The sequence below is a fragment of the Streptomyces sp. Isolate_45 genome (assembly GCF_024721315.2).
Classification (GTDB): Bacteria; Actinomycetota; Actinomycetes; order Streptomycetales; family Streptomycetaceae; genus Streptomyces.
Genome location: NZ_JANFAK020000018.1, coordinates 26568 through 46646, shown reverse-complemented (window position 1 = coordinate 46646; position 20079 = coordinate 26568). Strand labels below are relative to the sequence as shown.

20 protein-coding genes are annotated in these 20079 nt (G+C 72.8%); 10 read left to right on the top strand and 10 right to left on the bottom strand.

Going from position 1 to position 20079, the window contains the following annotated elements:
- Positions 1 to 71 precede the first annotated feature (71 nt).
- The 3 genes from NOD94_RS09125 to NOD94_RS09115 are packed head-to-tail and all read right to left on the bottom strand — an operon-like array spanning position 72 to position 3550.
- Positions 72 to 944 (bottom strand): ABC transporter permease, encoded by an 873-nt coding sequence (locus NOD94_RS09125; protein ID WP_281205261.1) that lies wholly within the window; start codon positions 942 to 944, stop codon positions 72 to 74.
- Positions 937 to 1902: an ABC transporter permease gene (locus NOD94_RS09120; RefSeq protein ID WP_281205294.1), complete on the bottom strand. Its 966-nt coding sequence runs from the start codon at positions 1900 to 1902 to the stop codon at positions 937 to 939. Before NOD94_RS09120 ends, NOD94_RS09125 begins: the two co-directional genes overlap by 8 nt.
- Before the next feature lie 46 nt (positions 1903 to 1948).
- Positions 1949 to 3550, bottom strand: a complete 1602-nt coding sequence (locus NOD94_RS09115; RefSeq protein WP_281205260.1) for an ABC transporter substrate-binding protein — start codon at positions 3548 to 3550, stop codon at positions 1949 to 1951.
- 237 nt (positions 3551 to 3787) lie between these two features.
- Between NOD94_RS09115 and NOD94_RS09110 the strand changes: the two genes are divergently transcribed.
- Entirely contained in the window at positions 3788 to 4753 is a 966-nt protein-coding gene (locus NOD94_RS09110; protein ID WP_281205259.1) for a fibronectin type III domain-containing protein, read from the top strand.
- Positions 4754 to 4904: 151 nt separating this feature from the next.
- Positions 4905 to 6929: an NB-ARC domain-containing protein gene (locus tag NOD94_RS09105; protein ID WP_281205258.1), complete on the top strand. Its 2025-nt coding sequence runs from the start codon at positions 4905 to 4907 to the stop codon at positions 6927 to 6929.
- Between the two features lie 143 nt (positions 6930 to 7072).
- Here the strand turns inward: NOD94_RS09105 and NOD94_RS09100 are convergent, their stop codons facing one another.
- Positions 7073 to 7258, bottom strand: coding sequence for a DUF5999 family protein (locus NOD94_RS09100; protein WP_281205257.1), 186 nt, complete (start codon positions 7256 to 7258; stop codon positions 7073 to 7075).
- Positions 7259 to 7414: 156 nt separating this feature from the next.
- Between NOD94_RS09100 and NOD94_RS09095 the strand changes: the two genes are divergently transcribed.
- The gene (locus NOD94_RS09095) at positions 7415 to 7885 is read left to right on the top strand and encodes an SRPBCC family protein (RefSeq protein WP_281205256.1); all 471 of its coding nucleotides are present in this window, start codon (positions 7415 to 7417) and stop codon (positions 7883 to 7885) included.
- Here NOD94_RS09095 and NOD94_RS09090 read toward each other — a convergent pair.
- The gene (locus NOD94_RS09090; RefSeq protein WP_281205255.1) at positions 7882 to 9111 is read right to left on the bottom strand and encodes an acyl-CoA dehydrogenase family protein; all 1230 of its coding nucleotides are present in this window, start codon (positions 9109 to 9111) and stop codon (positions 7882 to 7884) included. The genes NOD94_RS09095 and NOD94_RS09090 overlap by 4 nt on opposite strands.
- Before the next feature lie 182 nt (positions 9112 to 9293).
- Between NOD94_RS09090 and NOD94_RS09085 the strand changes: the two genes are divergently transcribed.
- Positions 9294 to 9938: a TetR family transcriptional regulator gene (locus NOD94_RS09085; protein WP_281205254.1), complete on the top strand. Its 645-nt coding sequence runs from the start codon at positions 9294 to 9296 to the stop codon at positions 9936 to 9938.
- 42 nt (positions 9939 to 9980) lie between these two features.
- Here the strand turns inward: NOD94_RS09085 and def are convergent, their stop codons facing one another.
- The gene (def, locus tag NOD94_RS09080) at positions 9981 to 10535 is read right to left on the bottom strand and encodes a peptide deformylase (protein ID WP_281205253.1); all 555 of its coding nucleotides are present in this window, start codon (positions 10533 to 10535) and stop codon (positions 9981 to 9983) included.
- A 123-nt stretch (positions 10536 to 10658) separates the two neighbouring features.
- Here def and NOD94_RS09075 point away from each other — a divergent pair, with 123 nt between their 5' ends.
- The 6 genes from NOD94_RS09075 (at position 10659) to NOD94_RS09050 (ending at position 15963) form a co-directional block, all read left to right on the top strand.
- Entirely contained in the window at positions 10659 to 11897 is a 1239-nt protein-coding gene (locus NOD94_RS09075; protein WP_281205252.1) for a MurT ligase domain-containing protein, read from the top strand.
- Positions 11898 to 11926: 29 nt separating this feature from the next.
- Complete coding sequence (locus NOD94_RS09070; protein ID WP_281205251.1) at positions 11927 to 12655, top strand: glutamine amidotransferase; 729 nt, start codon at positions 11927 to 11929, stop codon at positions 12653 to 12655.
- 202 nt (positions 12656 to 12857) lie between these two features.
- Complete coding sequence (locus NOD94_RS09065) at positions 12858 to 13883, top strand: 6-phosphofructokinase (protein WP_281205249.1); 1026 nt, start codon at positions 12858 to 12860, stop codon at positions 13881 to 13883.
- 91 nt (positions 13884 to 13974) lie between these two features.
- Entirely contained in the window at positions 13975 to 14931 is a 957-nt protein-coding gene (locus tag NOD94_RS09060) for a cytochrome c oxidase assembly protein (protein ID WP_281205248.1), read from the top strand.
- A 32-nt stretch (positions 14932 to 14963) separates the two neighbouring features.
- Positions 14964 to 15122 (top strand): hypothetical protein, encoded by a 159-nt coding sequence (locus NOD94_RS09055; protein ID WP_281205247.1) that lies wholly within the window; start codon positions 14964 to 14966, stop codon positions 15120 to 15122.
- Positions 15123 to 15255: 133 nt separating this feature from the next.
- Positions 15256 to 15963 (top strand): lysophospholipid acyltransferase family protein, encoded by a 708-nt coding sequence (locus tag NOD94_RS09050; RefSeq protein WP_281205246.1) that lies wholly within the window; start codon positions 15256 to 15258, stop codon positions 15961 to 15963.
- A gap of 37 nt (positions 15964 to 16000) precedes the next feature.
- Here NOD94_RS09050 and NOD94_RS09045 read toward each other — a convergent pair whose 3' ends face one another.
- The 4 genes from NOD94_RS09045 to NOD94_RS09030 form a co-directional block, all read right to left on the bottom strand.
- The gene (locus NOD94_RS09045) at positions 16001 to 17665 is read right to left on the bottom strand and encodes an alpha/beta hydrolase (RefSeq protein WP_281205245.1); all 1665 of its coding nucleotides are present in this window, start codon (positions 17663 to 17665) and stop codon (positions 16001 to 16003) included.
- Positions 17666 to 17861: 196 nt separating this feature from the next.
- Positions 17862 to 18608, bottom strand: coding sequence for an urease accessory protein UreD (locus NOD94_RS09040; RefSeq protein WP_281205244.1), 747 nt, complete (start codon positions 18606 to 18608; stop codon positions 17862 to 17864).
- A 59-nt stretch (positions 18609 to 18667) separates the two neighbouring features.
- Positions 18668 to 19363 carry an urease accessory protein UreG gene (gene ureG, locus NOD94_RS09035; protein ID WP_281205243.1) on the bottom strand — a complete coding sequence of 232 codons (696 nt, stop codon included), beginning with the start codon at positions 19361 to 19363 and terminating at the stop codon, positions 18668 to 18670.
- 22 nt (positions 19364 to 19385) lie between these two features.
- Entirely contained in the window at positions 19386 to 20060 is a 675-nt protein-coding gene (locus NOD94_RS09030; protein ID WP_281205242.1) for an urease accessory UreF family protein, read from the bottom strand.
- Positions 20061 to 20079: the final 19 nt, after the last annotated feature.

Genomic DNA, 20079 nt, shown 5'->3' with positions numbered 1-20079 from the left:
GACGGCGCCGGCGGGGGGTCCTTCGACGGGCACGGTCGCGGCGGGCGGGGGCGCGGCGGGCGGGGGCGTGGTCACAGGGTCAGCTCCGAGCGGCGTCGGGGGTTCAGCCGGTCGCGCCAGGCGCCGGCGAGGCCGGCGATGGCGAGCGTCGGGACGATCAGCAGCAGGCCGGGGAAGAGCGTGGGCCACCAGTCACCGGCGAGCAGCGAACCCCGGGCCGTCTGGACCAGGTTCCCGAGGCTGGCCTGGTGGGACGGCAGGCCGAGGCCGAGGAAGGACAGGGCGGACTCGTGCCACATGGCGTGCGGGATCATGAGCACCGCGGCGAGCCCCGCCTGTGGGAGCACGCCCGGCACCAGGTGCCGTACGGCGACCCGCCACCGCGAGGCGCCGCCGGAGACGGCGGCGTCCACGTAGGGCCGGCTCCGGAGCGAGAGGACCTCGGCGCGCACGATCCGGGCGGTGGACAGCCAGTGGGTCAGGGCCACCGAGACGATGACGGGCCACACGCCGGGCCGGAACATGGCCACGATGAAGATGCCGAGCAGCAGGTGCGGGATGGAGGAGAGGGTGTCGACGGCCCGCATGACGAGGCGGTCGGTCCAGCCCCCCAGGGCCCCGGCCGCGGCCCCGACCGCGGTGCCGATGACGGTGGCGACGAGGGCCGCCACCAGGCCGACGAGCAGGGAGACCCGCAGTCCGTAGACGCAGCGCAGGAGCAGGTCCCGGCCGACGTCGTCGGTTCCGAAGGGGTGTTCCCAGGACGGCGGCAGGAGCTTCGCCGTGAGGTCGACGGCCTGCTGGTCCAGCTGCGCCAGCGGGGGCACCAGCAGGACGGCGAGGACGATCACGGCGACGACGGCGGCGCAGACGCGCACGCGCAGGGTCCGGGTGGAGCGGCGGGCCGCGCCGCGGGACTTCCAGACGATCGCCGGCTCAGCCATCGAAGCCCACTCTCGGGTCGGCCAGTCCGTAGAGCAGGTCGGACAGCAGGTTCCCGGCGAGTACGGCCGCCGTGGCCAGCACGGTCAGCGCGGCCAACAGCGGGAAGTCGACCGAAGTGGCGGCCTCGACGGTGGCGGCGGCGATGCCGGGCCAGCTGAACACGGTCTCCACCAGGAGGGCTCCGGTGATCAGTTCCGGGACGCGCGAGCCGATGAGGGTGAGCATCGGGAGCATGCCGGAGCGGAGCCCGTGGCCCAGCAGGATCCGCCGTTCGGCGACGCCCCGCGCCCGGGCTCCGCGGACGGGGTCCTCCTCCAGCACGTCGGCCACGCCCTGACGTACGTAGAGGAAGAACCAGGGCAGCTGCGAGATGCCGAGGACCAGCGCGGGCAGCACCAGGTGGGAGGCGACCTGCCCGAAGGTGACCGTGTCGTCGGCGGCGTCCGTGAGCCCTCCGGAGGGCAGGACGCCCAGGCGCACGGCGAAGAACCAGATGGCCAGCAGCCCCAGCCAGAACGCGGGCGCGGCCTCCAGGGTGTATGCCAGGGCGGACACGCCCCGGTCGAGGAGGCCTCCCTGGCGGCGCGCGGCGAGCACACCGAGTCCCGTGCCCAGCAGTACGGCCACGGCGAAGGCGCAGGAGGCGAGCAGGGCGGACCAGCCCACCCGCTCGACGATCACGTCGACGACGGGCCGGCGCATCACGGAGGAGGTGCCGAGGTCGCCGCTGAGGGCCGAGGTGAGCCACTCCCACCAGCGGGCCGGCATCGGCCGGTCGACACCCAGGTTGACGCGCAGTTGGTCGAGTTCGGCCTGCGAGGCGGTGAGGCCGGCGGTGCCCGCGTACGCCTTCACGGGGTCGAAGGGGGACATCGCGGCGACGGCGAAGACGCCGAAGGTGACGACGAGCAGGACCGGGGCGGCGAACAGGAGCCGCCGCCCGGTCATGCGCGCCATCGGCCCCCAGGGGAGGCGGCGGGAGCGGCTGGTCACGCGGGTCGGCTCACTTCTGCTTCGGCTTCCAGGTCTCCACGTTCCACCAGGGGCCGGAGCCGAGACCGTGGTCGTGCGGCTCGACCTGGGTGGTGGGGCCGTCCCACTTGTCGTTCACGACGTAGAGGTGGTCGATGTGGGTGAGGAAGACGTAGCCCGGGTTCTTCACGAGTTCGCGCTGCACGGTGTCGTACGCGTTCTTGCGGACGGCCGGGTCGCCGCTCCTGCGGCCCTCGACGAGCGCCCGGTCGACGGTCGGGTTGTCGTACCGGGCCATGTTGTTGAAGCCGTCGCCGCCGAGGGAGGAGGTCAGCAGGAGGTACTGGTCGAAGTCGGGGTCGGCCGGGGAGCCGCCGCCGGCGAGGACGGCGTCGGTCTTCATGCGGGGCTCGATGACCTCCCAGGTCCCGGCCTCGGTCCTGACCTCGATGCCGGCCTTCTTCGCGTCGGAGGCGAAGGTGAGGGCGTGGTCCTGGCGGAGCTTGTCGCCGGAGGGGTACCAGAGCGGGAAGGCGGCGCGGACCCCGTCCTTGACGCGGATGCCGTCCTCGCCGGCCTTCCAGCCGGCGTCGTCGAGGATCTTCTTCGCCCCGTCCAGGTCGTACGGGCGCTCGGTACCGGCGGTGAACCAGGGGCTGCCGACCGGGACCGGGCCGTAGGCGGCCTTGCCGGCGCCCTCCAGGAGCTTGTCGACCATGGTCTTCCGATCGACGGCGATGTCCAGCGCCTGCCGGACAGCGACGTCACCGGTGACCTTGTGGTGCGTCGGGAGGGTCACGTTGCGGTAGTCGAAGGACTTGGCCGCGTAGGTGGTGCGCGCCGGGTCCTTCTCGAAGCCGCGGGCGAGGTTCGGGGGCAGCACGGCCGCGTCCAGTTCGCCGGAGCGCAGTCGGGTGGCGCGGACGTCGTCGTCCTTGATGACGGCCATGGTGAACTTCTTCACCGCGGGCTCGCCGCCCCAGTAGGAGGGGTTGGCCTTGAAGGTGATCTTCTCGCCGCGGGACCAGCCGGTGAGGAGGTACGGTCCGGTGCCGACGGGCTTGGTGGTGAAGTCGCCGCTGTTGACGTCCTGCTTGCCCGCGATGTGCTCGGGGGCGATGGGCAGGACCGTCCGCTCGGCGAAGGGCGCGTAGGGGTACTTCAGGGTGAAGACGACCCGGTCGTCGCCCTGGGCGGTGACGTTCTCGACGGCGTCCAGCTCGGTCCGCGACGCGTTGTTCGTCGCCGGGTCGAGGATGGTCCGGTAGGTGAAGACGACGTCCTTGGCGCCGAAGGGCGCCCCGTCGCTGAACTTGACGCCCTGGCGGAGCTTGTAGGTGTACGTACGGCCGTCGGCGGAGACCTCCGGCAGGGCCTCGGCCAGCGCGGGCTTGAGCCTCATGTCGGCGTCGTGGGCGAGCAACCCGTCGAAGACCTTGGAGTTTCCGTCCTTGCCGTAGCCCAGCAGCGGGCTGAGGGTCTCCGGCTCGGTCGCGATGCCGACCACCGCGGAGTCGGCCGCCGTGGCGGACGCCCCGGAACCGCCCGCCGGGTTCGCACAGGCGGCCACGCCCGTGATGAGTACGGCGGCCAGGGTCACCGCGGCCGCTCCCCGTGCTGTCCGGGCCGTCATGCTGCGCACATCCTTGTTCACGATCATCCGTTATTGCAAAGAAATGGCAATAGTGCCAGACGGGGACGGGGGAAACCGAATCGGAACGCGGTCGACACAGCGGTCCGGACCCCCTCGACCCGGGCAAATCCCTTGCGTCACGGGCGATTTCCGGCCGCCGGGGGCTTGCCCGGCCACCACCGCACGTGCCATATATGTCTAGACCTTTACGAGACGACGAGGAGACGAAGGAGGCACGTGCGACGCACCGTCCCGCCGCGCCCCCTCCCGGCGGCGCTCGCCCTCTGCCTGACCCTCGCCGCCCTGACGGCATGCGCCGGCGGCGACACCGAGCCCCCGCGCGCACCCGCCGGACTCACCGCCCAGGCCGGCAGCGCCACCTCCGTCCACGTGATGTGGGAGGCGGCGGCGCCCGCCGACGGCGTGGCCGGGTACCAGGTGTTCCAGGCCGGGCAACTGGTCCGCGACCTCCCCGCCGACAAGACCATGGTCGACATCACCGGCCTCACCCCGCGGACGCCCTACGACTTCACCGTCCGGGCGCGCGACGCCGCCGGGAACCGCTCCGCCCTCAGCGCCCCCGCACGCGCCACCACCCCGGCCGCGCGGGCCGAGGACCGGCAGCCGCCCACCGCCCCGCCCTCCGGCACCGGCAGCGCCCAGGGGCCCCGTACGGTCCGGCTCGCCTGGACCGCGGCCACCGACGACACCGGCGTCACCGCCTACGACGTCCACCAGGGCGGCGTCCGGATCCACACGGTCGGCCCCGGCGAGACGTCCACCACCCTCGACGGGCTGCAGCCCGGCACCTCCTACACCTTCACCGTCCGCGCGCGGGACGGCTCCGACAACGCCTCCCCCGACGGCCCGCCCGTCGCCGTGACCACCCCCGCCGACCCCGCCCAGGGCCCCGGCACCGCCCCCGCCGCGTTCACCGCGACCGCGGCGACCGGCGCCGTGGACCTGTCCTGGACCGCGCCGGACACCGGCCGGGCGACCACCGAGTACCAGCTCTACGTCAACGGACAGCCCGTCACCGTCATCCAGTTCGGCGCCGGCGCCGCGCCCGGCGGACCGGCCACGCACCGCCTCACGGCAACCGACCCGGCCGGCACCGCCTGGACGTTGAAACTCCGGGCCCGGCTGCCCGACGGCAACTGGGGCGCCTTCTCCGCGGAGCGGCGCGTCGTCCTCGCGGGCTGACGCGGCCCGGGGAATTCCGGGCGGCCATCCGACCCGAACGGCACTGCCACGAAAGAAGATCGCGCACAATACAACCGTGTTCGGTGAGTACTCGGTCAACGACAATCAGGCAGACTCCGCAGGCGGGGGCCCTGCGCCAGACTCTGGCGCCGTGCCGGGAAACCTGCCGCCGGAAACGGCGAGCTTCGTCGGCCGGGACGGTGAACTCACCGCTCTCGGAACACTGTTGGGCGATCGAAGGCTGATCACCCTGACCGGGGTGGGCGGCGTCGGCAAGTCCCGCCTCGCCCTACGGGCCGCCGCCGACCGGCGCCAGGCCCGGCCCGACGGCGTCTGGTGGGTGGAACTCTCCCCCCTGCGCGACCCGGGACTGCTCACCACGACCGTCGCCCACGCCGTCGGGCTCGCCGACCACTCCGCGCACTCCCTCGACGAGGAACTGTGCGCCTGGGTGGCCGACAAGGAACTCCTGCTCGTCCTCGACACCTGCGAACACCTGGTCCCCGCGGTCCGCCACCTGGTGGCCGAACTCCTGCAGTCCGCGCCCGGGTTGACGGTCATGACCACCTCCCGCGAGCGACTGGGCTCCCCCGGCGAGACCGTCCTCGACGTACGGCCCCTGCCCTGCGAGGGCCCCGACAGCGACGCCCTGGCCCTCTTCCGGGCCCGCGCCACGGCCGCCGACGCGCGGGCCGCGGAGATCTTCGCGGACCCCGGCCGGACCGAGATCGCCGCCGAGCTGTGCCGCCGCCTGGACGGGATCCCGCTCGCCCTGGAGCTCGCCGGGGCCCGGATGCGGCTGTGGTCCCTGGAACAGGTGGCGCAGCGGCTGGGGGCGCGGTTCGACCTGCTCGCCGACACCCGGGCCGCGCTGCTGCCCCGACACCGGACCATGCGCACCGCCATCGGCTGGAGCCACGAGCTGTGCGAGCCCGTGGAACGGCTGCTGTGGGCCCGACTGTCGGTTTTCACCGGGGACTTCGACGTGGCCGCCGCCCGGGCCGTGTGCGCCGGCGGTCCGCTGGCCGCGTCCCGGGTGGAGCGGATCCTGGCCGGCCTCGTCGCGAAGTCCGTCGTACGGCGCTCCGACGAGCGCGGGGCCGGCGCCCGCTACCGGATGCTGGACACCATCCGCGAGTTCGGCCACGACTGGCTGGTCGAGCTGGACGAGGTACGGACCCTCGCGGACCGGCACGCCCACTGGTACGCGGCCCTCTCCCAGGCCGCCGAACGCGGCTGGATGGGACCCGGCCAGGTCGACTGGTACCGCAGGATGACCACCGAGCACGCGCAGCTGCGCACGTCCCTGGACCACCTGCTCGGCACGGATCCCGACGCCGCCCTGGAGATGGCCGGTGCCATGTGGTTCTTCTGGTTCGCCTGCGGGCACGTGCACGAGGGCCGCGGCTTCCTGGAACGGGCCCTGGAGGGGGGTCCTCCGGACGGGCCCGGTCACGTCCAGGCGCTGTGGGCGCTCGGTCTGACGGCCCTGCTCCAGGGCGACATGGCCGTCGCCCAGGACCTGGGCGCGCGGTGCACCCGGGAGGCGGACGCCCTCGCCGACCCGGAGCGGGAGCTGCGCGCCGCCTACCTGCGGGCGGTGTCGGTCCTGATGCCGGGCGACCCGGAGACGGCTCTCGTCCTGGCCGGCCCCCGGGCCCGGGCGGGCCGCGGCGGGCGTCCCAGCGGGACGGGTTGGCTGCTGTGCCGGCTGGCCACGGGCTACGCCCTGTGCGACCTCGGGCGCTTCGAGGAGGCCGCCGACGAGGCGCGCGCGCTGCGGGAGGCCTGCGCGGAGCTCGGCGAGCGGTGGCTACGGGCCTACGCGGACTACATCCTGGCCGTGTCGGCGCTCGGACTGGGCCACCACGGCGAGGCCGCCCGTTACGTACGGTCCATGCTGTCGGGCAAGCGGCTGCTGGGCGACCGCTTCGGCATCGCGCTCGGCCTGGACGTCCTCGCGGCCGCGGTCGCGGCCCTGGGCGACGGGGAATTGGCCGCACGGCTGCTGGGCACCGGGCACGCCTGGTGGCGCACGGTGGGCAGGCCGCAGATGGGCGGATCGCCCTCGCTCACGGCCCTGCGGGACCAGGGCGAGCGGCAGGCCCGCGCGGCGATCGGGGACGCGGCGTACGAGAGCGCGTTCCTCGGCGGCACGGCGGCGCCCACCGGCTGACCGGCAGCCGGTGAGCGGCGTAACTCGGGGGCTCCCGTCAGTACGGGAGGGGTCTGCCCGACGGGGTACGCAGATCCAGGTCTCGGGGGGCGGGCTTGGGGACGGGCTTGCGGATCAGCTGCTGGCGCATGCTGCCTCCTCGCTCAGACCAGGGCCGGGCGACGGGGTTCCACCGTCCGGCCTTCGGGGAGCAGTTCACCGGTGTCGTCGAAGACCACCACGCCGTTGCAGAGCAGGTTCCAGCCCTGCTCGGGGTGGGAGGCCACAGTGCGGGCAGCGTCGTGATCGGCGCTGTCGGCGGACGGGCAGGGGGGCTGGTGGGAGCACATTGGCGCACCTCCTCGCAGAGTGGGGCGGGAGGGCCGGTGGTCACCCGGTCGAATCCGCGATCCACGGTGGCGGTGAGTATTACTGATCGCCGCCCCCGGACGGAACCCATATTCGTGGTCCAGTTCAGGGTGTGTATGCCCGCTTACCATGCGCTCATGCCCGCTATCCGGATCATTCACCGCACTCCGCTCCCACCGGCCGAGGCCTGGCGGCGGCTCACGGACTGGGAACGCCACGGCGCACAGGTTCCGCTCACCCGGACGATCATCGAAACGGAGCCCCCGACGCACGTCGGGACGCGGTTCACGGCGCGCACGGGGGTGGGCAGGATCACGTTCGACGACACGATGGAAGTGGTGCGCTGGCAGCCCCCCGCGCCCCCTTCCGCCGGACTCGTCCGGTTGGAGAAGCGCGGGCGGGCGGTGACGGGCTGGGCGGAGATCGAGGTCCGCCCGCTGCCCTCCGGGGGGACGGAGGCCCACTGGCGCGAGGACCTGCGGGTGCGCGGCCTCCCGCGCCTCCTCGATCCGCTGACGGTGGTGGCGGGCCGCCTCGTGTTCACCCGAGCCCTGACCCGCCTCCTCTCCCCCCGCCCCGGCCCCGGGACCCGTTCCGGCCGCGGCTAGCGGATGGGCATCCCGGAGAGCGTCCTCGCGATCACCAGCCGCTGGATCTCGCTGGTCCCCTCGAAGATCGTGTAGATCGCGCTGTCCCGGTGCATCCGCTCCACCGGGTACTCGCGCGTGAACCCGTTGCCGCCGAGGATCTGGACGGCCTGCGCGGTGACCTTCTTGCACGCCTCGCTCGCGAACAGCTTGGACATCGAGCCCTCCGCCGAGGTGAACGGCTTGCCCGCGACCGCCATCCAGGACGCCCGCCACACCAGCAGCCGGGCCGCGTCGATCTGCGTGCGCATGTCGGCGAGCTGGAAGGCGACGCCCTGGTTGTCGATGATCGGGCGGCCGAACTGGGTACGGGTCTTCGCGTAGTCCAGGGCCACCTCGTACGCCGCGCGGGCCGTGCCGACGGCCATCGCGCCGACCGCGGGCCGGGAGGCCTCGAAGGTGGCCATCGCGGCGTTCTTCACCCTCTCGCCGCCGCCCGCCGCCGCCCGCTCGCGGGCCCGTGCGAGCCGCTCGTCCAGCTTGTCCTTGCCACCGAGCAGGCAGGAGCCCGGGATCCGGCAGTCCTCCAGGACCACTTCCGCGGTGTGCGAGGCGCGGATGCCGTGCTTCTTGAACTTCTGCCCCTGCGAGAGCCCCGGGGTGCCGGGCGGCACGATGAACGAGGCGTGCCCCTTGGTCCCGAGTTCGGGGTCGACCACGGCCACCACGATGTGGACGTTGGCGATGCCGCCGTTGGTCGCCCAGGTCTTGGTGCCGTTCAGCACCCACTCGTCCTTGGCCTGGTCGTACACCGCGCGGGTGCGCATCGCGCCGACGTCGGAGCCCGCGTCCGGCTCGGAGGAGCAGAAGGCGGCGACCTTGACGTCGTCGGGGGTGCCGTACATCTGGGGAATCCAGGTGCCGATCTGCTCCTCGGTGCCGTTGGCGACGACGCCGATGGCCGCGAGGCCGGTGCCGACGATCGACAGGGCGATGCCCGCGTCGCCCCAGAAGAGCTCCTCCATCGCCATCGGGATGCCGAGGCCGGTGGGGTCGAAGAACTGCTGGGCGTAGAAGTCCAGGGAGTAGATGCCGACCTTGGCCGCCTCCTGGATGACGGGCCACGGAGTCTCTTCGCGCTCGTCCCATTCGGCGGCCGCGGGGCGGATCACGTCGGCGGCGAAGCCGTGGATCCAATCGCGCACCTGCTTCTGGTCGTCGTTGAGCTCCATGGTGAACTCCGCCATGTCCCCTCCAGCTGTCTCACGTGGCCACCAACGAAGTTACTGTCGGTAACCCCAACAATGGCCACAGTCTGTTACCGGCCGGTAAGCACTGTCAAGCGCCGCCGGTTCGGTCGCCAGGGTGTGCGGGGTGTTACGTTGCGTGGGCGTCACGCACATCGCAAGGGCGGGGAGAGAAACACGTCATGCAGACCACTCAGCAGGCCGGCGAGCCGGGAGCGGCGGACCGCCGCCGTCGGGAGCTGCTGGAAGCGGCCGACCGCGTCGTACTCCGGGACGGCCCGAAGGCCTCCATGAACGCCATCGCGGCCGAGGCCGGCATCACGAAGCCGATCCTCTACCGGCACTTCGGGGACAAGGCGGGGCTCTACCAGGCCCTCGCCGTCCGGCACACCGACGCGCTCCTGGACTCGCTGCGGGCCGCGCTGGACGCCCCCGCCGAACGGCGCCGGCGGGTCGAGGCCACCCTCGACACCTACCTCGCCGCCATCGAGGCCCGCCCCCAGGTCTACCGCTTCCTGATGCACCCGGCCGAGGACTCGCAGAGCCCCGAGCGGGGCTTCGACGTCGGCCTGCACTCGGCCCCGCTGCTGCGCCGCCTCGGCGAGGAACTGGCCCAGGTGGTCGGCGAACGGGTCGACCTCGGCCCCGGCGGCGAGCGCCTGGCCCGGATCTGGGGCCACGGCATCGTCGGCATGATGCACGCGGCCGGGGACTGGTGGCTCGGCGAGCGCCCCTGCGACAGGGCCGAACTGGTCGCGGGCCTCACCGACCTGCTGTGGGGCCGGTTGGCCACCGCGGGCAACCGCGCGGACGGCCCCGGCTTCTGACGGACCGCCACACCGGGGCCGGGCCCGGCCGGCGGACCCGGCTCAGCCGCGCTGTTCCCGTGCGCTCCACGGGGCCTTGCGGATCGCCCGCCGCAACCGACCGGCCCGCAGCCCGGTCACCCGGTCCGCGTAGACCGTGCCGTCGAGGTGGTCGCACTCGTGCTGGAGGCAGCGGGCGAAGAACCCGGTGCCCTCGATCCGCACGGGCGACCCGTCGGAGGTGACGCCCTCGACGACCGCGCGGTCGTGGCGCACGGTTCCCGCCTCCAATCCGGGCAGGGACAGACAACCCTCGGGACCGCGGTACTCGCCCCCGTCGGCCTCCACCAGACGCGGGTTGACGACGTGCCCGACGTGGCGCACGTCCTCGTCGTCCGGGCAGTCGTAGACGAAGACGCGCTGCGCGACGCCGACCTGGTTCGCGGCGAGGCCGACGCCCTGGGCCGCGTACATCGTCGCGAACATGTCCTCGATGAGCCGGTCGAGCTCCGGGCCGAAGGCGGTGACCTCCGCGCAGGCGGAATGGAGCACCGGATCGCCCAGCAGGCTCATGGCGCGGACGAGTCCGGTGGTACCGGGGAGGGGGCGCTGTCGCATGGCCGTAAGGGTACGACGGGCGAATATATGAGGAGATCCGCGGCAGCCCGGGGGCGCCGCGGTCAAGGCCGCGGCCGGTACTGGATAGGCTGGGGCCGACCGACGCAAGGAGGACAAGGGACGATGGCAGGCAACACGGAGCCGCTTTCGCCGCGGGCCAAGCTGGCCGTGACGGCGGGCAAGGCCGCGGCGGCGGTGTCGCGGGCCGCGGGACGCGGAAGCGGATCGGTAATCGGTGGCAAGGTCGCACTCAGGCTGGACCCCGATCTTCTCGGCGCGCTGGCGCAGCACCTCGATGTCGTCCTCGTGTCCGCGACGAACGGCAAGACCACGACGACCCGCCTGATCGCGGAGGCCCTGCGCGCCGCCGGTCCGGTCGTCTCCAACGCGCTGGGCGCCAACATGCCGGCGGGCATCACCTCGGCCCTGGCCGGCGGCTCGGACGCCAAGTACGGCGTCATCGAGGTCGACGAGAAGTACCTGGCCGGAGTGGCCCGGGACGTCACCCCCAAGGTGATCGCCCTGCTCAACCTCTCCCGCGACCAGCTCGACCGGGCGGCGGAGACCCGCATGCTCGCCGAGAAGTGGCGCGAGGGCCTGGAGGGCTCCAAGGCGGTCATCGTCGCGAACTGCGACGACCCGCTGATCGTGTGGTCGGCCTCCTCCTCGCAGAACGTCGTGTGGGTCGCAGCCGGTCAGGAGTGGAAGGACGACGCCTGGTCGTGCCCCTCCTGCGGTGGCGTGATGCAGCGTCCGGGCGACGACTGGTTCTGCGCCGAGTGCGGTTTCCGCCGCCCGACCCCGAGCTGGGTCCTCTCCGGCGATCACGTACTGGACCCGCACGGTTCGGCCTGGCCGATCCACCTCCAGCTGCCGGGCCGCGCCAACAAGGCCAACGCCGCGCAGTCGGCCGCCGTGGCCGCCGTGTTCGGCGTGCCGCCGCAGGTCGCGCTGGAGCGCATGTACCAGGTGCAGGCGGTGGCCGGCCGGTACGACGTCGTCAACTTCATGGGGCGCGAGCTGCGGCTGCTGCTCGCGAAGAACCCCGCGGGCTGGCTCGAAACGTTTTCTCTGATCGACCCGCCGCCGACCCCGGTGATCCTGTCGGTGAACGCGCGCGGCGCCGACGGCACCGACACCTCCTGGCTGTGGGACGTCGACTACCCGCGCCTGGCCGGTCACCCGATCTTCGTGATCGGCGACCGCAAGCTGGACCTGGCGGTCCGCCTGGAGGTCGCGGGACTGGACTTCCGGGTGTGCGAGACCCTCGACGAGGCCGTGCAGCTGGCGCCGCCCGGACAGATCGAGCTGATCGCGAACTACACCGCCTTCCAGGACGTGCGCCGCCGCGTCGGCAACTAGCCCCCGTCAGAAACGCAGAGGACAAGAGCATGAGCGACAACAGCCTGCGTCTGGTGTGGGTCTACCCCGACCTGCTCAGCACGTACGGAGACCAGGGCAACGCCCTCGTCGTGGAGCGCCGGGCGCGCCAGCGCGGCCTGGACGTGCAGCGCGTGGACGTGCGCAGCGACCAGCCGATCCCCACGTCGGGCGACATCTACCTGATCGGCGGCGGTGAGGACCGGCCGCAGCGACTGGCCGCGGAGCGCCTGCTGCGCGACGGCGGTCTGGAGCGGGCCGTCTCGAACGGGGCGATCGTCTTCTCGGTGTGCGCCGGGTACCAGATCCTCGGCCAGGAGTTCGTCAACGACGTCGGCCAGCGCCAGGAGGGCCTCGGCCTGCTGGACGTGGTCACCGTGCGCGGCGAGGGCGAGCGGTGCGTGGGTGACGTCCTCGGGGACATCGACCCGCGCCTGGGCCTGCCGCAGCTGACGGGCTTCGAGAACCACCAGGGCGTCACCCACCTCGGCCCGACGGCCCGCCCGTTCGCCCGGGTGAGCATGGGCCGCGGCAACGGCACCGGTGACGGCACCGAGGGCGCGTACAACGACACCGTCTTCGGTACGTACATGCACGGCCCCGTGATGGCCCGCAACCCGCTCATCGCGGACCTGCTGCTGAAGCTGGCCCTCGACGTGAACGCGCTGCCGGCCATAGACGACCGCTGGTACGACGCGCTGCGAGCCGAGCGCATCGCCGCCGCCACGCAGCCCGCGTAACGCGCGGCCGCGCCGTACCGCACGCCGGGCCCGGATCCCCCCGCGGGGATCCGGGCCCGGCGTGCGTTCGTTCGTACGATTGATCGGACCAGCATGTGGAGGATGGTTCAGTCCATCGCGGATCCGCTTGTAGGGTGACGGTTAGTTCCAACCGGACGACGTGGTCCGGTCGTCGGCCCACGTTGCAAAGGTTCCTCCTGCCATGCGCATTGGTGTGCTCACTTCCGGAGGCGACTGCCCCGGCCTCAATGCCGTCATCCGTTCCGTCGTGCACCGCGCCGTAGTCGACCACGGCGACGAGGTGATCGGCTTCCACGACGGCTGGCGCGGCCTGCTGGAGTGCGACTACCGCAAGCTCGACCTGGACGCCGTCAGCGGCATCCTGGCCCGCGGCGGCACCATCCTCGGCTCCTCCCGCGTCCAGCCCGCGCACCTGCGCGACGGTGTGGAGCGGGCCCGCGGACACGTCACGGACCTCGGTCTCGACGCCATCATCCCGATCGGCGGCGAGGGCACCCTGAAGGCCGCCCACCTGCTGTCGCAGGGCGGGCTGCCGATCGTCGGCGTGCCGAAGACGATCGACAACGACATCGCCTCGACCGATGTGACCTTCGGCTTCGACACGGCCGTGGGCGTCGCCACCGAGGCCCTGGACCGACTGAAGACCACCGCCGAATCGCACCAGCGCGTGATGGTCGTCGAGGTCATGGGCCGCCACACCGGCTGGATCGCGCTGCACTCGGGCATGGCGGCCGGCGCGCACGCCATCGTCGTGCCGGAGCGGCCCTTCGACATCGATGAGCTGACGGCGATCGTCGGCGAGCGGTTCGAGGCGGGCAAGCGGTTCGCGATCGTCGTCGTCGCCGAGGGCGCCAAGCCGGCCGAGGGCTCGATGGCCCTGGAGCAGGGCGGCACCGACATCTACGGTCACGAGCGGTTCGCCGGCATCGGCAACCGGCTCGCCGTCGAACTGGAGGAGCGCCTCGGCAAGGAGGCCCGTCCGGTGATCCTGGGCCACGTCCAGCGCGGGGGCACGCCCACCGCGTACGACCGGGTCCTCGCGACCCGCTTCGGCTGGCACGCGGTCGAGGCGGCGCACCGCGGCGAGTTCGGCATGATGACCGCCCTGCGCGGTACCGACATCGAGATGGTTCCGCTCGCCGGGGCCGTGGAGACGCTCAAGACGGTGCCCGCCGAGCGGTACGAAGAGGCCCAGACCGTTCTGTGATGTTTCCCCCCTTCTGAGGGCGCCCCCGGACGCGTTCGCTTCCGGGGGCCCCATTACTGTGGTGGAGCACCACGGTCAAGGGAGTGAACAGATGGATCACAGCGGGCACGGCATGGACATGCACATGGACATGCCGCCGTTCACTCTCGGGCGCGGGCTGGAGTTCTCCTTCGACGCCTTCTTCCTGTTCGCGTCGCTGGCCGGGCTGGCCCTCTACGCGTGGGGCGTGCTGCGGCTGCGCCGGCGCGGCGACGCCTGGCCGGTCGGTCGGACGATCGCCTTCACCGTCGGCGTCCTGACGGTGATCCTGGTGATGTGCACCAAGCTGAACGACTACGGCATGGTCATGTTCAGCGTGCACATGGTCCAGCACATGGTGATCAGCATGATCACCCCGATCCTGCTGCTGCTCGGCGCCCCGGTCACGCTGGCGCTGCGCGCGCTGCCGCCCGCCGGGCGCGGCCGCAAGGGCCCGCGCGAATTGCTGCTGAAGCTGCTGCACAGCCGGTACATGCGGATCGTCACCCACCCGGCCTTCACCATTCCGATGTTCATCGCCAGCCTCTACGGGCTGTACTTCACCCCGCTCTTCGACTTCCTCATGGAGAGCCGGACCGGGCACATCGCGATGATGGTCCACTTCCTCGCGGTCGGCCTGATCTTCTTCTGGCCGATCATGGGCGTGGACCCGGGCCCGCACCGTCCCGGCTACGTGATGCGGATGCTGGAACTGTTCGCGGGCATGCCCTTCCACGCCTTCTTCGGCATCGCGCTGATGATGGCCAGTGAGCCGATGATCGGGACGTACGCGAGCCCCCCGGCCTCCCTCGGCATCGACCCCCTGCTCGACCAGCAGTGGGGCGGCGGCATCGCCTGGGCCTTCAGCGAGATCCCCTCCGTGCTGGTCCTGATCGCGCTGGTCTACCAGTGGTACCACTCGGAGCAGCGGGCCGCGAAGCGCTCGGACCGGGCCGCGGACCGGGACGGCGACCAGGAGCTCGCGGCGTACAACTCGTATCTCGCCTCGCTCCAAGGGCGCGGCCAGTAGCGCGGGGGCACCCTCCCGCGCCACCATGGGGCATGACCGGATCCGTTAAGGCGATGGCCGTCACGACCTTCGCCGCCCTGGTGGCCGTCTCGGCATACTCCGTGGTCCTCGGCAGCAACGGCTGGCTGTGGTTCGGCTGGATCGTGCTGGGGCTGTTGACCCTCGGACTGGCCGCCTCCCGCAACGTCTGACGGCCCGCCCGGCGGGTGCCGCCCGGCGCGGGTCCGTGCCCCGTCGCGCCTCGGGCCGCGCCCACCCCTCCTGCTCCGTGCCTGACTGTCCGTAGGATGGTCGTGACCTTGAGGCATCGACGGGAGCCGCCCGGTGTTCTACCACTTGCTCAAGCACGTCCTGCTCGGCCCGCTGCTGCGGCTGCTGTTCCGGCCGCGGATCGAAGGACTGGAGAACATCCCCCCGGAGGGCGCCGCGATCGTCGCGGGCAACCACCTCTCCTTCTCGGACCATTTCCTCATGCCCGCGATCCTCAAGCGGAGGATCACCTTCCTGGCGAAGGCCGAGTACTTCACCGGGCCGGGGGTCAAGGGCCGGCTGACCGCCGCCTTCTTCCGCAGCGCCGGGCAGATCCCCGTGGACCGCTCCGGCAAGGACGCCGGCAAGGCCGCGCTGCGCGAGGGGCTCGGGGTCCTGAACAAGGGCGAGCTGCTCGGCATCTACCCCGAGGGCACGCGCTCCCACGACGGACGGCTGTACAAGGGCAAGGTCGGGGTGGCGGCGATGGCGCTCGGCGCCGGGGTGCCGGTGGTGCCCTGCGCGATGGTGGGCACCTTCGAGATCCAGCCTCCCGGCCAAAGGCTTCCGAAGGTCCGGCGGGTCACGATCCGCTTCGGCGCCCCGCTGGACTTCTCCCGGTACGCCGGGATGGAGGGCGAGCGGGCGGTCCTGCGCGCCGTCACCGACGAGATCATGTACGCGATCCTCGGGCTCTCCGGCCAGGAGTACGTCGACCGGTACGCGGCCGAGGTCAAGGCCGAGGAGGAGAAGCGGAAGAAGGCCCGGCGCCCGGGGCGCTGAGCCTTCTCCCTCACCTCACGTCAGTGCTTCCGGGGTCTCAACGGACGGCCGGGAGCTCCTCGCGCGCCGGCAGGTCGGAGCCGGTCGTCCGGTCGGCCGACTTCGCGGCGGCCGGGGCCGGCGGCACCGGCGTGGCGTGCGGCGCGCACGTCACGTCCTTGGCGTCGACCTTGCCGGTCAGCAGGTAGGTGTCGACCCGCGTGTTGACGCAGGGGTTCACCAGGCTGGTGACGCCGTGCGAACCGGCGTTCTTCTCGGTGATCAGGCGCGAGCCCGCCAGCCGCTTGTGCAGCGAGACGGCGCCCTTGTACGGGGTGGCCGCGTCCCGCTCGGACTGGACGATCAGCACCGGCGGCAGGCCGCGCTTGGCACCGACCTCGATCGGGGTGCTCTGCTTGGACTTCCAGGTCGCGCAGGGCAGGTTCATCCACGCGTTGGACCAGGTCAGGAACGGGTACTTCTGGTGCAGCTTGGTGTTGTCGCGGTCCCACTTGGCCCAGCTGGTGGGCCACTTGGCGTCGGCGCACTCGACGGCGGTGTAGACGGCGTTGCCGTTCTCCGACGCCGCGTTGCCCACCGTGTCGGACATGTCCGGGGCGATCGCGTCGACCAACGCCTGGGTGTCACCCGCGAGGTACGCGCTCCAGGTCTGGGCGACGGGCACCCAGGAGGAGTCGTAGTAGGGGGCGCCCTGGAAGAAGCCGATCAGCTCGGCCGGGCCGACGACCCCGCCGATGGGGTTGGCCTTGGCGGTGGCGCGCAGCTCCTGGTACTTGGCCTCGACCTTTGCGCGGGTGTCGCCGATGTGGAAGACGCTGTCGTTCTTCGCGACCCAGTCCTGCCAGTCGTTCCAGCGCATCTGGAAGGCGACGTCCTGACCGAGGTTGGCCTCGTACCAGATGTTGTCCTGGTCGGGGTCGACCACGCTGTCGACGATCATGCGGCGCACGTGGGTCGGGAACAGGGTCGCGTAGACCCCGCCCAGGTAGGTGCCGTAGGAGACGCCGAGGAAGTTCAGCTTCTGCTCGCCGAGGGCGGCCCGGATGACGTCCAGGTCGCGCGCGGTGTTGGGGGTGGTCATGTGCGGCAGCATCTCGCCGCTGCGCTCCTTGCAGCCGTCCGCGTACTCGGCGGCGAGCTTGCGCTGGGCGCGCTTGTCGGCCTCGTTGGAGGGGACCGGGTCGGCCTTGGGGGCCTTCACGAACTCCTGGGGGTCGACGCAGGAGATCGGTGCGGAGTGCCCCACGCCGCGGGGGTCGAAGCCGACGAAGTCGTAGGCCTTCGAGGTGTTCACCCACAGCGGGCTCTTGGTGGTGACCCGGCGCGGGAAGCGCATGCCGGAGCCGCCGGGGCCGCCGGGGTTGTAGACGAGGGCGCCCTGGCGCTCCTCCTTGGTCCCGGTGCTGACCGCGCGGTCGACGGCGAGGTCGATGGTCTTGCCGAAGGGCTTCGTGTAGTCGAGCGGGACCTTGACCCAGCCGCACTGGATCGGCTTCTCGAAGCCCCAGTCGGCCGGACAGTCCTTCCAGTCGATGCCGGTCCGCGCGGCGCGCGCGGCGGCGATCCGTACCCCGACCGCCTCGGCGGATCCGTTGTCACGGTCGGCCGGAGCCGCCGTGGCGGGTGTCGCGAGCAACAGGCCTGCGGCCAGTGCGCCGGTGACGAGAGTGGCGGCGCTCCCCAGCGCCGCGGTACGTATCACGTGGTGGTTCCCCTTGCGTAGGTGCCGCCATGGGCGGCCGGTCGGTCTGCCTGGATCTCGGGGTGCAAGGGGATCCTGGTGCCTGGCTCGTACCCGGCGACAGGGCCCGGGCCCGTTCTTTGCCAACCCGATAACCGGAGAGGCCTGTACCGCTGACCGGTGTCGGGTGTCGTCGACCGTCGATTTTGACCTACCGTCACCAACCGTACGTACGGCAGGCCGCGTCCAGGAGCTCGCGCAGCCGCAGCGCGTCGGGGGCCAGGGCCGTCACCAGTACGGCCGGGCCGGCCAGCGGGGTGGCCGCCGCGAACTCCCCCAGGACCGCGGCGGCCGGCGGAGCCGCGGCGAACGCCGGGTCCACGACCAGGAGCTGGCCGAGCGCCCGGTGTCCGGCGAGTCCCGCCGGTCCGTCCCAGCCGCCCGGCGCGCCGGGGCCGCAGGCGGTGTCCTGGTCGAGCAGGGTGCGGCGGTCCCGGGTGACGGTGAGCCGGCTGCGCAGCAGGCCGGGGCCCTCGCCGCTCCGGCCCAGCACCTGCTCCTCCCGCAGCACCAGCCGGGCGGCCGACGCCAGTTCGACCCGGGTGCGCACGCGCAGGTCGCTGCCGCGCACGGAGACCAACTGCTCCGGGAGCCAGCGCACGGCCGCGTCCCCGGCGAGGGTCAGCCGTACGTCGTACCGCGCCGGTTCGCCACCCCGGCCCGGCAGGGCCAGGGTGGCGGCCGCCGAACGTACGGCGAGGCGCGCGCCGGGTCCCGCCGCCGCCTCGACCGTGAGGTGGTCGCCGCCGAGGGGGGCGCTCATCGCACCGACCAGCATCACCTCCGCCTCGCCCGCGGCGCCCCGGATGCGGCGCAGGGCGAGCGGTCCCTCCCCCGCCAGGAGCGGCAGGGCTGTGCCGCCCCTCCCGTCGGCGACGGCCTCGATCCGGGCGGTGGCCGACATGCCGGCCGCGGGTGGGGCGGTGGGGGGCGCCGGGGACGGCGGGACGGCGGGTGCGGGGGTCACCGTACGGACCAGGCCGCGATCCGCTCGCGCACCCAGGCGGCCACGGGGGCCACGCCGTCGGCGCCGCGCAGGGACTGGAAGGTGACCGGCAACTCACCGCGCTGCTCGGCCGCGTCGCGGGCCATCCGGCCGAGGTCGGAGCCGACGTGCGGTGCGAGGTCGGTCTTGTTGACGACCAACAGGTCGGCGGTGGTGACGCCGGGCCCGCCCTTGCGGGGGATGTCGTCGCCCCCGGCCACGTCGATGACGAAGATCTGGGCGTCGACCAGGCCCCGGGAGAAGGTGGCGGTGAGGTTGTCCCCGCCGGACTCGACGAGGATCAGGTCGAGGGGGCCGCTGTGCAGGAAGGCCTCCTCCAGTTCCTCGACGGCCTCCAGGTTGGCGGAGATGTCGTCGCGGATCGCGGTGTGCGGGCAGGCCCCGGTCTCGACGGCGGCGATCCGCTCGGGCGGCAGCACCGCCTCGCGGAGCAGGAACTCGGCGTCCTCCCGCGTGTAGATGTCGTTGGTGACGACGGCCATCGACAGTTCGGCGCGCAGGCTCCGGCAGAGGGCGGCGACGGTGGCGGTCTTCCCGGAACCGACGGGCCCGCCGAGGCCGATCCGCAGGGCACGCCTGCTGCCGTCGGCCCGCAGCGGGGCGGCGCTGTGGGTGTGCCGGTGGGTCGGGATCACGTCGTGGTCGAGGTGCATGGGGGGGGCTCCTTCTGAGTGGTCAGGAAGCGAAGAGGCGTACGGGCCAGGCGGCATGGGCCTCGGCGGCGATGTCCAGCAGGATCGAGGAGGCCGCGGGCAGTGCGCTCGGGCCCCGGGAGCGGGCCAGTAGGGCGGCCTCGGCCGCCCGCGCGGCCACGGCGTCCAGCTCGGGGGCCAGCCGGGCCAGCACCCCGCTCGCCTCGAAGGGGTCCAGTCCCAGCAGCCGTACCGTGGCGGTGGCGGGCCCGCTGACGCTCTCGTACGCCGCCACGTGCGCGGCCTCCAGCGGTCCGAGCCCGGCCGCCCGGGCGGCGAGGCCCAACACCACCGGCTGGTGCGCCCCGCGCGGGAAGGCGGCGGCAAGCGCGTCCAGCGCCGGGTCCGGCCAGGTGGCGCGGGCGGCCCGCAGCAATTGCCGTCCCAGGCGCCGCGCGGCGGTGCGCAACGCGGGCGAGGGGGTGCGCGCGTCGGCGGCCTCGTCGAGTGCGGCGGGGTCCAGGCCGAGGGCCGCGGCGGCGGCGAGGCCGGCGGAGGTGAGGCCGGCGGTGTGCAGCCGGCCCCGGCAGAACGCGGCCAGGGTGGTGGCGTCGTGGACGCGTCCGGCCTTGCAGGCCGCCTCCGCCCCGCCGGAGTGCGCGTGCCCTCCGGCGGGGAAGCGGCCGTCGGCGAGGACGAGCAGTGCGGCGAGGCTCACCGCGGGAGCTCCCGCGTCG

Excerpts from the sequence above, each read along its gene's own strand:
- NOD94_RS09125 (WP_281205261.1), bottom strand. The coding sequence starts at position 944 with ATGGCTGAGCCGGCGATCGTCTGGAAGTCCCGCGGCGCGGCCCGCCGC.
- NOD94_RS09120 (WP_281205294.1), bottom strand. The coding sequence starts at position 1,902 with ATGGCGCGCATGACCGGGCGGCGGCTCCTGTTCGCCGCCCCGGTCCTG.
- NOD94_RS09115 (WP_281205260.1), bottom strand. The coding sequence starts at position 3,550 with ATGACGGCCCGGACAGCACGGGGAGCGGCCGCGGTGACCCTGGCCGCC.
- NOD94_RS09100 (WP_281205257.1), bottom strand. The coding sequence starts at position 7,258 with ATGTGCTCCCACCAGCCCCCCTGCCCGTCCGCCGACAGCGCCGATCAC.
- NOD94_RS09095 (WP_281205256.1), top strand. The coding sequence starts at position 7,415 with ATGCCCGCTATCCGGATCATTCACCGCACTCCGCTCCCACCGGCCGAG.
- NOD94_RS09090 (WP_281205255.1), bottom strand. The coding sequence starts at position 9,111 with ATGGCGGAGTTCACCATGGAGCTCAACGACGACCAGAAGCAGGTGCGC.
- NOD94_RS09085 (WP_281205254.1), top strand. The coding sequence starts at position 9,294 with ATGCAGACCACTCAGCAGGCCGGCGAGCCGGGAGCGGCGGACCGCCGC.
- def (WP_281205253.1), bottom strand. The coding sequence starts at position 10,535 with ATGCGACAGCGCCCCCTCCCCGGTACCACCGGACTCGTCCGCGCCATG.
- NOD94_RS09075 (WP_281205252.1), top strand. The coding sequence starts at position 10,659 with ATGGCAGGCAACACGGAGCCGCTTTCGCCGCGGGCCAAGCTGGCCGTG.
- NOD94_RS09070 (WP_281205251.1), top strand. The coding sequence starts at position 11,927 with ATGAGCGACAACAGCCTGCGTCTGGTGTGGGTCTACCCCGACCTGCTC.
- NOD94_RS09065 (WP_281205249.1), top strand. The coding sequence starts at position 12,858 with ATGCGCATTGGTGTGCTCACTTCCGGAGGCGACTGCCCCGGCCTCAAT.
- NOD94_RS09060 (WP_281205248.1), top strand. The coding sequence starts at position 13,975 with ATGGATCACAGCGGGCACGGCATGGACATGCACATGGACATGCCGCCG.
- NOD94_RS09055 (WP_281205247.1), top strand. The coding sequence starts at position 14,964 with ATGACCGGATCCGTTAAGGCGATGGCCGTCACGACCTTCGCCGCCCTG.
- NOD94_RS09040 (WP_281205244.1), bottom strand. The coding sequence starts at position 18,608 with ATGTCGGCCACCGCCCGGATCGAGGCCGTCGCCGACGGGAGGGGCGGC.
- ureG (WP_281205243.1), bottom strand. The coding sequence starts at position 19,363 with ATGCACCTCGACCACGACGTGATCCCGACCCACCGGCACACCCACAGC.